Below are 12,648 nucleotides of genomic sequence, written 5' to 3' on the forward strand. Positions count from 1 at the left end.
CCCGTGATATATGTTCGATATAACACGGCACTATAAAACATACAAATTATATTTTTACTTGACACACCCGAAGCCTAAAGCTACGTTAACCTTCATAAGTTAAAGAGGGATTTATGACAGATCTGAAAAACTTGCTTCTATTCAATGGGAAAATCACAACGCTTAATCCAAAACAACCTGAAGTAACTGCAATATTTATTTCAGATGGTGTTGTGGAAGCGATTGGAAATGATAAAGAAATCCAAGCTCTTTCAGACAAAAATACAACCCAAATAAACTTGGGAAAGAAACGAGTAATCCCCGGCCTTAATGATTCCCATATTCATCTTATTAGAGGTGGCCTCAACTACAATATGGAACTTCGATGGGATGGCGTTCCTTCCCTTGCATATGCGATGGAGATGCTCAAAGATCAAGTTAAACGCACACCGCCTCCACAATGGGTAAGGGTCATTGGAGGATGGTCTGAATTCCAATTTGCAGAAAAAAGAATGCCTTCACTATCGGAGATCAATGCCGTAGCCCCGGAAACCCCTGTATTTATTTTGCATCTCTACGATCGCGCTCTGCTAAATGCAGCTGCATTGCGCGCTGTAGGTTACAACAAAAATAGCCCAGATCCTATTGGAGGACGCATTGAAAGAGATAAAAATGGAAATCCAACAGGGGCTCTCATTGCAGAACCGAATGCACTAATATTGTATTCGACATTAGCAAAAGGCCCTAAATTGAATCCTGAAGATCAAATGAACTCAACAAGGCATTTTATGCGAGAGCTCAATCGATTAGGCCTGACAAGCTGCATAGATGCTGGAGGCGGTTTTCAGAATTATCCTGAAGATTATCAAATCATCGAACAATTGAATAAAAACGATCAACTTACTTTACGCATTGCCTATAATTTGTTTACTCAAAAGCCAGGCCACGAACTTGAAGATTTTCAGAGATGGTCAAAAATGGTTGTCCCGTATTCCGGAAATAGCATGTACCGCAATAATGGTGCTGGAGAAATGCTTGTCTTTTCAGCAGCGGATTTTGAGGATTTTCTTTATGAACGCCCAGATATGCCTGCAAAAATGGAAGGGGAACTAAAAAATGTAATCCGTTTTCTAGTAGAAAATCGTTGGCCTTTTCGTTTGCATGCGACATATGATGAAACTATAAATCATGCTTTAAATGTATTTGAGGAAGTAAATAGAGAAATACCATTTAAAGGTCTATGTTGGTTCTTTGATCATGCAGAAACAATCACAGACCATAATTTGGAGCGCATTAAAGCGCTTAACGGAGGCGTTGCTATTCAGCATCGGATGGCTTATCAAGGTGAGTATTTTATCAATCGATATGGCAATCAAAAGGCAAAAAGGAGTCCTCCCATTCGCAAAATGCTTCAATTGGATTTACCTGTAGGAGCCGGTACTGATGCCACTCGCGTTGCAAGCTATAATCCTTGGGTATCTTTATATTGGATGGTGACAGGAAAAACTGTTGGAGGCACCGAGCTCTATGGCCCTGAAAACAAACTTGAGAGATTAGAAGCTCTTTATCTATATACTGTGGGAAGTGCGAAGCTGTCGCGCGAAGAAAATTTCAAAGGAAGCCTTTCAAAAGGAATGTATGCTGATTTAGCTGTCCTTTCCGATGATTATTTTGCTGTTCCCGAAGAATCAATTAAGGATATTGTATCGCTTCTCACGATCGTTGGAGGAAAAGTGGTTTATGGCTCACAAGATTTCCGAGAATATGATACTCAAAAGCCTTTGCCGGTAAGCCCTGATTGGTCTCCGGTTAAAAAGTATCAAGGTTACTTTCAGCATGATCACCACCACCAATGCTGTCATCATCAAAAAGCTTCTCTTGATGTTATTCTTGGGACTAATAAACATGCTGAAGCGCCATTGAATCCATGGTCGTTTGGATGTGATTGCTTTGCTTGGTAGCAAGAAACGATGTTGACGCTTGCGTATCCTTTTAACTCTATTTTTTAGAACTTTTCTCTTTTTGTCCGAGATAGCAAAGCTAACGAAAGCCAAAGTTCTGATACTCCAATAGGTCCATCCCCTTCCCAATCGATGGATAGAAGATTGGTCTGTTTTAGCCCATCTAGAAAAGCCAAGAGACCCATTTGATGTTATTTATGTTCAACCGCACAACTGCAAATACAACGGGGCGTCCAGGAAACTATACGGGAACTTATTTTCAAACGCATATAAACTGCTAAATGAACCCACATATTAAAAATGCCATTGGGATCTTATATTTTAAGACCGGAAAAGTTATACGAAGAGCTAGTAGACATAGCTCGCTTTATATTGGAATAGAATCAAGTTCGGATTGGTAAATCTTAGAGTGTTTCAATTTTAAAATTAAAAAATTTACTTGCAACTCCAATTATTAGGTAGTATATAACCAAAATTAAAGAAGGAGTTTTTTATGGCTATCTTCCAATCAGATGGAAAAAATGAAATTCACGATGGAATTAAACACGCTCCTGGTGCTGGCAAAGGCTTGCTCGATCCCACTGATACAGCTATTTTGTTACTTGACCACCAAGCAGGCCTCTTTCAAACTGTGAAAGATATCAACATTGCCGAATTGCGAACGAACACAACCATGCTTGCTAAGCTGGCGTCTCTAGCGAATATACCCGTCATCTATACTGCCTCCGAGCCCAAAGGGCCCAACGGACCAATTATGCCTGAGATCCAAGAAGCAGCACCGCATGCCGTCTATGTTCCTCGTAAGGGCGAAGTGAATGCATGGGATAACGAACTTTTTGTTAAAACAGTTCAAGATACTGGCAAAAAGACTTTAATTATGGCTGGCGTCTGGACGAGTGTTTGCGTTATGTTTCCTGCACTTGATGCCAAAGCAGCGGGTTTCAAGGTATACGCGGTTATCGACGCTTCAGGCGATCCCAGTGAAATGGCATCTAGAACCACTTTGGCACGTTTTATTCAAGCCGGAGTAATCCCCACCTCTACTAATGCTGTGCTGAGCGAAGTTCAGCGCACATGGAACCGTCCGGATGCGAATGATTATGCTAAATTGTATACCATGGTAGCCCCCAACTACGGAGCGCTCATCGAGAGCTATCAGAAAGCGCAAGAAGTTGTAACGCAAAAGAAATAGAAAGTAGGTTTAGTTCGACCGTTTTAAACCTAAAAAATGTTTCACTATCCTATTTCCAAAAATGTACGACTGTCTTACATGAAACTTTATGAAAAAGATACAGGTAGAAGCAAGAGAATGAAAACAATTTCTGGATTTACAAAAAGTTGAATTAATGTAAAACCAATGCTATATTGGGTACGCTAATATCCAATATCTTGTCCAAACAAGTTTAAAAAATGCACTAAACGTTCCACACAAAAAAATCAAAGGTTTGCGGCGCAATAAGGCGGAAACTTTAGGTTAATGGGTGCCCATCATTTCAGCAGCGTTTGCTTGTATGAGCTTGCATTTTTAATAATATGATCAATTTTCCACTAGTACAGCCAATCCCTTATTTCGCTTGGGCAATGAATCCATTGTTCGTTTACCTCGTATTGAACGGGTAACTGAGAACGTTAAAAAAACAATTTACAAATAGGAAACACGTGCTCTGGAGTCTGCCTTTGCCATTAATTTTTCATCTAACTTTGGATATATTTTTTTCATAATGAGATTTTATTAAAACGATTTACTTAACTTATGACTTGTGCATTCTCTCAATACGTTAATTGCAAATACACGAGTCCATTCACTTAAGGAGGAAACTATGTTTGGTATAGAATACGATGTGTGTGATGTCAGTTTAATCTATGACAAATCTAGTGGTTATGAATACTCTTTACCAAGAACTATTTTAGAAGGTTTCCTGACAGGAAAAGCTTTTGATCATCCTAATTTTTATTCATTGGAAGAATCACGAAATTTACGTGACGACATTAATGAACTGTATCAAAATATTTTGTCTAGAAATCCGATTAAAGAAAATATGGCCATTATTACGGCTGGAGCTCCCGGAGCTGGAAAAACTATTAAATTACGTCAAAAGTTAGAAGAAAACGCCTCAAAAGGCAGAAATTTTGCCTACATTTGTCCTGATGATGTCTGTCTACAACATCAAACTAGAACTTATAAAGCAGACCTTGAAAAAAGTGAGGGGTCAAAAGAAGCTCGTCAAGACGCTTATAACAAATGGAGACCGGGGTCAAATGCTTCAACACATTTAATTCTCGCAAACTTGATTCGTGAAAAATATGCGTTTTACTTTGGAACCACTTCATCTGGCTTTGCTACGAATATTTTTTTTAATTTTCTTAAAAAACAACATTATCAAATTAGATTAATACATATAACAGCTCCAGATGATATCCGTTGGGAATCTATCAAAGAAAGGGATAAGACTTTTATACAGACAACTGAGCAAGACATAAAAGAGAAAGGACTATTGCTACCTCAGCGCATCAATGACACTTTTCTAGCATATGCTGATGAAATTGAGTTTTACTATCGTGATGAAGTTCAACAAGATGCGCAATTAGCCGCTAAGTGGATTAGAAATACGGATAACTCTGAAAGCTTAGGTACATTGCAAATCATTTCGATATCTCAATATGATAAGATAAAGATGAATCACAACGCAGCAATAGAAGTATTAAAACGACCAGACCTTTCTTGGGAATTAACTGTCGAGAAAAATTCCCAGATTTTTAATAAAATTTAGTTGCTACACATGCATGAGAGGCCGAAAGGCCTCTTGCTAAGTAATCAATTAAAGCTTTTTTTTCTAAAAACGACTGAAAAAAATTATTGGACTATACTCTCTTACCAAATGAACCCATTTTCAAAAGACAAATTGACATCAACTGTAATAAGCGATCAGACCGTCATGCCTTGCGCGCTTTGTATTCTAAGCAATTCATGATAAGACTGATAAAGAGATTTCTCTAACATTATCTCATAACGAGAACTCGCTTTAACATTTTTTAATTTGAAAGACCTCATGATTGAGTGAACGAAAGGTCATTAATATTCCTCAGGTTCACTTCTTAATCACAAGAGCATGCACTGGGTCAAAAATTTTGAAGCACATTTGGCATTGAATGCCTAGCAGCATCTGTTTCGCGTTGCCAACCAAACTTTTGGCCCAAGAAAAAAAATCGTGCATAGGAATTTTTGCTTAGCAGTTTCTCTGCTAAGATGGGCAGCAGAATGCCTAGCAGCACTGAAATCGAGAAAAGTGAAAAATGGTCCGCAATCCCCATTTGCTGCAAAATGATACGGCTTCCGGAGGTGAAAAAAGTGTGAAATAAGAAAATGGAATAGGCAAAGTTTCCAATGTAAGCGAGCCATTTGAGCTTGAGTTGGCCTTTGATGTAAAAGAGACATATCATTCCTGAAAAGCCTTCGATGAGATTTAAACGCCAGGAAATAAAATATTGAAAATCAACTACTTTAAACCATGTCAACTGCTGAAATGTAAAGCTCAGCAAAAAGATGAGAAAGAGTGGAAAGATGAGCCGCCGCTGAAAAAAAATAGGGGCAAATCTCTTTAAACCTATGCCAAGCAAAAAAAATGGAAAGAGATAGAGAAACTTAGTGAAGCTAAAAAGTTCCACATTCAGCGGAAATGAATTGGCTAAAAGCACTGCTACAAAGCAAAGCGCCCATAGAAAAAATGAGTGCAAAGGGATCCTATTTTCTACGCAACCAATTGCTATTAGCATTAGCATAAGAGCCTGTAAAAACCAAAACTGCGCATAAGGATAGAAATATATCAACCAAAGACTGCTGAGGCTGGTTGGATGATGGACGTAAGGCACGATGCTGGCGATGATAAATTGTAACGTTCCCACACAAAAGAAGGGCACTAAGATGCGGCGCCCCTTGCCAACAATAAACTTGTATAACTCCCCTTGTCGCACTGGTTTAAGTGCATAAACGAATCCTGAAATGGTTGTAAAAAGGGGCAGGCGCAAATATTGCAGGGAAAAATAGGCGAAGTGATAATAGGAGTCATCAGAGATCTTCAATCCATATTCTCGAGAGCCTCCAATGGCGTGACCTATCACAACTAAGAGGATTGCTAGTCCTCGCAAGGTTTCAATATTTTCATCTTTTGGTTGCATTCTAAAATTCCATTTCGATTTCAGCCAATGCACATCTTCGATATTTTTTTCAAAAAAAAGAACGTAGCAGGAAAGAAAATTTTAGCAAATGCAGATTAGAAAAAAGGGAGAATTAAAAGCCGAAGTCCTTGGAATTTTCTTGTAAATCTTGTTAGCGGAAGCGTCGGAAAAGTTTTACAAGTTAGAGGCAGCCCATCATTAGGTCGAATCATGACCTGATAACTGGTACTCCGTTCTTATTCTTCCTTTTTTGAATGATTGCCATGTTGCTCAATCTCCGCTTTTAAAGTTTAAACGATGAGCAATGATGAGAATTGGATGATGGCTTTTGCTGGAAAGTGTTGAGATGTTAGGAAGTCAAATTAAAAAGAATGGGGGCGGTTGGACGGGTTCAGAACTTTTGATTGGAGTAAAATTGTACAAACTCTTACTGAATATATGGTGAAGATTCCTTGACTGGATGTACCTATTTTACGCTAAAGCAACTGTTAACTGTATTAATGATTGATAAGATTATCAAAAAATTGATGAACACTCCCTCGATTTAGCTTGATTGAGGGAGTTAAATCGAAAGATTTTATTATTTATCCTTAACTTCTTGTGACAAGCGATCATCAGTTTTAACAGACCAAAATGAATTAGATATTTTTTCACTTTCTACTAATCGAATCAAGTTTGTCATATTGTTAACAAAAGAAGATTTCCATTCCTCGAAGCTTGAAGAATAGTTGCCTGCAGGAGGAATTGATTTTACAAAGTCTTTTAACTCTGTACTCATTGGGCAATTAATTTTTATGTCTATTGCAATGTCATGTGATTCTTCATCTACCTTTTGGTTGACAGATTGGCTATTTTTGAGTTGAATAATAATAAGTTCCACTGGTTCAGAAGAATTATTTACGCTACGATGCTGTTCATTTTCTGGGTCAGCTTTTCTAAAAATAGCTTTACCTGTTGGGAATTTTACGTCTGTTGTTCGCCCATCTGCCTCAAGACGAGTAATCGTTCCTCCTTTTAAGGCAATAACTACTTGTGGATGCATATCACGATGAAGACCAATTTCTTCATGAGGTGCTATTGTTGCTTTGCCTATGCAAATTTGATCATTTTCAAATTGTTGCTCGTATTCTAAAGCTTGAATTTGGAAGAATCGTGAACACATTAATATGGCTAATACCTTTTTCATAAAAACTCCGTCTAGTTTTTCCAATTGATGAGCAGCCGGCCTCGTTGCACGAAGATTCTCTTTGGCATATGATATCAAAAATGTGGAAAAAAATCATCTAAAAGCTACTTAAAATTAAGAAATTCATATTATGAAATAATTTAAAACTTTCCCTATTGCGAATTATCACTTGCAATGCATTACTTTAAAGCACTTTTAATCTCAGTCTTTGCAACTAGAAGCAATTTGTATAAAATGATATAAGTTTTGGTAAAAGCAATCGAGGATCCATGAGCTCAGCAAACTTGACATCAATTAATCCTGATAAATATATCGATTTTTTGGATCAAATTAAGTCTGATATCCAGCAAACCCAGCTTAGGACTGCTGTGTCCATTACCAATGAACTTACCCAGCTTTATTGGCGTATCGGTACTGCTCTTTCAAAAAAAGTATCAGAGGAAAAGTGGGGAAGCAAGATAATTGAAAAATTTGCTAATGATATAAGTTCTTTAATTCCTAATTCTTCCGGATTTTCTCATAGAAATTTAAAATTTATGCGTCAGTTTGCTGAAAGTTATCCTGATGGTATTAGGGAAACAGCTGTTTCCCAAATTCCATGGGGACATAATATTGTATTACTTCAGAAGCTTAATAATACAAAAGAGCGGTTGTGGTACGCGGAACAGACGATCGTAAATGGTTGGAGTCGCAATATGCTCGTCAATTGGATTGAATCTGGTCTCTACAACCGCCAAGGAAAAGCAATCAATAATTTTAAAAGGACTCTCCCTGAAATTCAGTCTGATTTAGCAGAACAAACCCTTAAAGACCCTTATAATTTTTCATTCCTTTCCTTAGATACAAAATATCGAGAACAAGAATTAGAACAAGGGTTAATTGATCATATTCAAAAATTCTTAATGGAATTAGGACAAGGATTTGCCTTTATTGGACGGCAATATAGCTTAGAAGTTGCGGGTAGGGAATACGCAATTGATCTTTTATTTTATCATTTGAAGCTGCGGTGTTATGTTGTTGTAGAACTCAAAGCAACCGATTTTGATCCAAGAGATGCTGGACAAATGAGCTTCTATCTTTCTGCTGTTGATGATCTGCTCCGCCACCCAGAAGATCGCCCAACAATTGGAATGATTTTATGTAAAACTAAGGATAAAATCGTTGTAGAGTATGCTCTTCGAGATAACTACAAGCCAATTGGAGTAGCAAGTTATGAAACCAAAATCATGGAATCTTTACCTGATAACTTAAAAGGTAGCCTACCAACAGTTGAAGACATTGAAGCAGAGTTCTCGCCTAATGAATTAGAACAATAGCTCAAATAATAAATAAAGATTTATGAAAGATGTAAGTGAACTTCTCGCTAAGCACCTAAAGAGGTTAGAAGCCCCTTTTTCTCGAGAATGGCTAGCCGATTTTTCTGCTTTTATGCAGTTCATGCAAACAAATTCCTTTAACATTCAAATTCTTGAATCGATAAAAAAAGAGAAGGAAGAAGCCCATGCCTCTTTAACTTGTAATTTAAAGAGACTTTTCGAAGATGGCAAGAAATGCTTTAAAGAGATTCAAATCAAGATAGAGGCAACCAATCATTCTAGTAACCAAATTTCCAATCTTTTGAAATCAAAAGTTAATTCCAAAGATTTGACCAATCCTTTTTTCGAATTAGAATCGCTTTATTACGAATATTATAAAGCCTTCGCTTCTCTCTTGAGAAACCTTGCTGAAGATGACCTGAACATATTCATTTCAAAATATTGCCTATTAAGCTGCATGAAATTGCAAGGAGAGGTTCATGTAAACGTCGACTTGTCTTTTTCACCTTACCTTCAAAAATGTCAGCAAGAGATTGAAATTCTTTCTGGACAGCGCACAAATTCTATGTGGGGCAAGTGGGATGTATTGTTAAAATGGGCCGAGTGGACAAAGAATGGTGTTGCACCAACTAATGATGCTTTTGAGCGCAATTTATCTCATTTATTTGTTGGTCTAAAAATACCAGAAACCGTTCAAAGCTTTGGACTCTTCCTTTTAGAGCGACTCGCCAATGTAAAGAGGAGTATCAATATTCATGAAGAGGTCAGCTTAAAAGCGTTGGAACTTTTCCTTGATAAGCAAGAGCAGTATTGGATTATTGTCCATAAAGGTGGGGAAAATTTGGATAAAGAACCATTTTTTATCAAAAAGCTTCAGCGCTTCACGCGTTCTTACAAGCTCTTAAAGTTGCTATTAGGTGCCGAGCCTTACTCAATTATTGACTTTCCAACCCTTTCGCATACTTTAGGAGAATTAGAACTTAAGAAGGAATTAAAAAAAGTCTTTTTTCCTACAGATAAATTTGCAGGCTCACTGGTTCAACTTGGCGACCTTAATGTTGAAATTGACCCAGCTAAACTCTTAGGACATCTCATAAGTATCAAGAAGACAAAAAAGCATCTTCCTTCCTTTAATTGGGGCGATTACTTCAGCTCCACTTCTCTTCATTAAAATTTCCGACATTTTTCCGACAAAAACATAGGCTTTTTAGAACCTTTCCCTAGGAATTCTTTTTCGGGGTTCCGACACTTTCCGCCTTTTTCTATTTTACCCAAGCCTTGACGTAGACTGTGGGCATGAAAGACAGCAATTTTAATGCCCACATTCAATTGAAAAAAGATTTGCCTACTGAGCAACCAGCAGAAGCATCTTCTAATCGTTTGGGAGCATTTTTTAATTTGCTTCTTCAAATAGACAAGCGTAACCATTCGGAGCGTTATGAGCATTACAAAAGTGGAGCTTCTCCCGATTAAGCCACAAAATGGCTTGATTGCCTTTGCCTCTGTGGAGATAGACAACCAATTCTATATCAGCTCAATTGGCGTCCATAAAAGACGCGATGGAACAGGCTATCGCATTACTTACCCAACAAGAAAAGTGGGAGAGCAAAATGTGGCCATTTTTCATCCAACCACTCTTTCTCTTAGCAAGGAGATTGAGAAAGCTATTTGCCATAAAGCCGAGGAGGTCATGGGTCTATGAAATTTCAAAAAAATGTAACAGAAAGGTGAACTTATGAGTGATGAACTCTCTTATCCTCTTGCTGATGGCTTTGAAATTAATCAAGCAGGCGTCTGGTTTTCCAAGGGCAATGCAAAGATTTTTGTATGCTCCCCTCTTTATGTGCTCGCTTATGCAAGAGATGAGCGCAATGAAAATTATGCTAAGCTATTAAAATTCTCTGATCCAGATGGCAAGTCACATCATTGGCTGATGCCGCAAGAGCTTTTAGCAGCCGATGGCAGTGAAATTCGGAAAATGCTTCTTTCTAAAGGGCTCAAGCTTGGAGAAGATCGCCAAGCAAAAGAATTTCTTACCCGTTATCTTTTATCCTGCAATCCTACTGAACGAGTAAGAACCATTGATCGCACCGGCTGGCATGGACAATCTTACGTTTTGCCAGAAGGTCCAATAGGAAAACAGATGGGAGAAAAAGTGCTGTTTTTAGGACCCTCCATTGGACAGCCGATCTTTCATTCTATCGGAACACTAGAAGATTGGCAAAAACGAATAGCAGCTCATTGTATTGGCAATTCTCGCTTGATCTTTTCGCTAAGTGCCGCTTTTGCGGGTCCGCTCCTTGGTATTTGCCACGAAGAAAATGGCGGCTTTCATTTAAGAGGAGCAAGCAGCACGGGTAAAACAACCTCTCTTTATATCGCCGCTTCTTTATTTGGTGGAAAAGATTATATCCAAAGATGGCGAGCAACAGCCAATGGCTTAGAGGCGACGGCAAAAATGTATAATGACCTCCTCTTGCCACTCGATGAAATGGGTGAAATTAACCCCAAAGATGCCGGCGAGGTTGCTTACATGCTTGGTAATGGAACGGGTAAAGCGCGGGCAGATAGAGGTGGAGGTGCCAAAGATAAAGCTAAGTTTCGCTGCCTCTTTCTCTCTACTGGTGAAGTAAGCCTAGCTCAACATATGCTTGAAGATGGCAAGCGAGCCAAAGCTGGACAAGAGACGCGTATCGCTGACATTCCAGCTGATGTTGGATCTTTTGGGGTATTTGAAACTCTTCATAATTTTTTTGATGGTGCTACATTTGCTAATGCAATGATGGAAGCTGCAAGAGAATGCCACGGAGTTGCTGGCCGCGAATATATCATGCATCTATCCGATGACTTTGAACTCGTTAAAACAGCTGTTGATGCCACAATTGACGGCTTTATAGACACCTATGTCCCAAAAGGCTCTTGTGGTCAAGTCAAACGCGTGGGTCGTCGCTTTGGCCTGGTCGCTGCAGGCGGCGAGCTTGCCACCTATTTTGGTATTACCAAATGGGAAAATGGTACGGCCGTTAAAGCTGTCGGGCAATGTTTTACTGATTGGCTTGAAAACCGAGGAGATGACCAGAATTTAGAAGAAAGAAAAATGCTCTCAAAGATTCAGCTTTTTTTTGAAATGCATGGAGACAGCCGCTTCTCTTCTTGGTATGGAGAGCCAGATAGTAAGACCTACAACCGAGCAGGGTTCAAAAAAGTAGAAGGTGATCGAATGGAATATTATGTCCTAGAAGAGGTGTTTAAAAATGAAATTTGCCAAGGGCTAGATTGGAAGCAAGCGGCTAAACTTCTTATTAGAAAAGGCTACCTCAAACCATCGACCGACGGCAAATCGACACGCACGGAAAGCCCACCAGGCGTTGGACGAATCAGATGTTATCGCTTTGAAAAGATCCCAGTTGGCAAAGAAGAAGTCATCTAAAATTTTTTAAGTGAGATAGGTGAGAATGTGAGATCTCACTTTCTCACAATTCTCACCATTAAAAAGGAGATACCATGGCAACACAAAGACAAATTGAGGCCAATCGCCAAAATGCGAAGCACTCAACAGGCCCTATTACTGAAGAAGGTAAAACAATTGTCTCACAAAATGCCGTTAAACACGGCGTCTTTAGTAAGCAAATTCTTCTAGAAAGTGAATCCGACGTAGAGTTTGAATCCTTGAAAGCTGAGTTCTATCAACAATTTCAACCTCAAGGCTTTTTAGAAAAATTATTTTGGGAGCGCACGTTAGTCGCGGCTTGGAGATTATCGAGAATTACTCAGCTTGAATCCATGCTCATGAATTATGCCGTTAAAAAATCTTATCTCGGCAAAGGTCTTATCGAAGTACTAGATGGACGGCGGGGTGATGAGCTTACGCTTTTGTCTCGCTATGAAACCTCTTTGGAGAGAGTTCTTTTTAGGTCTTTAAGCGAATTAAAAGCTCTTCAGTCTGCAAGGAAAATTGGCTTTGTTTCGCAAAAAGATAATGAAGAAGTTAAGGAACTTATCAAAGAAAACTGATAGGATACTTGGCAAA

The 12,648-nt window shown here is 38.7% G+C and carries 11 protein-coding genes; 9 read left to right on the forward strand and 2 right to left on the reverse strand.

All coding sequences use genetic code 11. The features are described from left to right. Positions 1-113: 113 nt before the first annotated feature. From BN3769_RS00975 to BN3769_RS00985, 3 genes are all read left to right on the forward strand, one after another. Positions 114-1,940 carry an amidohydrolase gene (locus BN3769_RS00975; RefSeq protein WP_068466655.1) on the forward strand — a complete coding sequence of 609 codons (1,827 nt, stop codon included), beginning with the start codon at positions 114-116 and terminating at the stop codon, positions 1,938-1,940. Between the two features lie 493 nt (positions 1,941-2,433). Continuing rightward, positions 2,434-3,132: an isochorismatase family protein gene (locus tag BN3769_RS00980; RefSeq protein ID WP_079989356.1), complete on the forward strand. Its 699-nt coding sequence runs from the start codon at positions 2,434-2,436 to the stop codon at positions 3,130-3,132. A 628-nt stretch (positions 3,133-3,760) separates the two neighbouring features. Further along, positions 3,761-4,711 (forward strand): zeta toxin family protein, encoded by a 951-nt coding sequence (locus BN3769_RS00985; protein ID WP_068466657.1) that lies wholly within the window; start codon positions 3,761-3,763, stop codon positions 4,709-4,711. Positions 4,712-5,060: 349 nt separating this feature from the next. Here BN3769_RS00985 and BN3769_RS00990 read toward each other — a convergent pair whose 3' ends face one another. Then, positions 5,061-6,116 (reverse strand): acyltransferase family protein, encoded by a 1,056-nt coding sequence (locus BN3769_RS00990; protein WP_068466658.1) that lies wholly within the window; start codon positions 6,114-6,116, stop codon positions 5,061-5,063. Between the two features lie 580 nt (positions 6,117-6,696). Further along, positions 6,697-7,302 (reverse strand): cupin domain-containing protein, encoded by a 606-nt coding sequence (locus tag BN3769_RS00995; RefSeq protein ID WP_068466661.1) that lies wholly within the window; start codon positions 7,300-7,302, stop codon positions 6,697-6,699. 269 nt (positions 7,303-7,571) lie between these two features. Between BN3769_RS00995 and BN3769_RS01000 the strand changes: the two genes are divergently transcribed. From BN3769_RS01000 to BN3769_RS14315, 6 genes are all read left to right on the forward strand, one after another. Continuing rightward, on the forward strand, positions 7,572-8,618 hold the full coding sequence (locus BN3769_RS01000; protein WP_068466663.1) for a PDDEXK nuclease domain-containing protein: 1,047 nt from the start codon (positions 7,572-7,574) through the stop codon (positions 8,616-8,618). Between the two features lie 22 nt (positions 8,619-8,640). Beyond that, positions 8,641-9,789 (forward strand): hypothetical protein, encoded by a 1,149-nt coding sequence (locus BN3769_RS14960; protein WP_228840583.1) that lies wholly within the window; start codon positions 8,641-8,643, stop codon positions 9,787-9,789. A 125-nt stretch (positions 9,790-9,914) separates the two neighbouring features. Continuing rightward, a complete protein-coding gene (locus tag BN3769_RS14595; RefSeq protein WP_154017766.1) occupies positions 9,915-10,091 on the forward strand; it encodes a hypothetical protein in 177 nt (58 codons plus the stop codon). Continuing rightward, the gene (locus BN3769_RS01020) at positions 10,057-10,320 is read left to right on the forward strand and encodes a septation protein SpoVG family protein (RefSeq protein WP_068466667.1); all 264 of its coding nucleotides are present in this window, start codon (positions 10,057-10,059) and stop codon (positions 10,318-10,320) included. Before BN3769_RS14595 ends, BN3769_RS01020 begins: the two co-directional genes overlap by 35 nt. A gap of 33 nt (positions 10,321-10,353) precedes the next feature. Beyond that, positions 10,354-12,048 (forward strand): DUF927 domain-containing protein, encoded by a 1,695-nt coding sequence (locus BN3769_RS01025; protein WP_068466669.1) that lies wholly within the window; start codon positions 10,354-10,356, stop codon positions 12,046-12,048. Positions 12,049-12,122: 74 nt separating this feature from the next. Further along, complete coding sequence (locus tag BN3769_RS14315) at positions 12,123-12,632, forward strand: hypothetical protein (protein ID WP_079989357.1); 510 nt, start codon at positions 12,123-12,125, stop codon at positions 12,630-12,632. Positions 12,633-12,648 lie beyond the last annotated feature (16 nt).

The sequence above is a fragment of the Candidatus Protochlamydia phocaeensis genome (assembly GCF_001545115.1).
In the GTDB taxonomy this organism is placed as follows: Bacteria; Chlamydiota; Chlamydiia; order Chlamydiales; family Parachlamydiaceae; genus Protochlamydia_A; species Protochlamydia_A phocaeensis.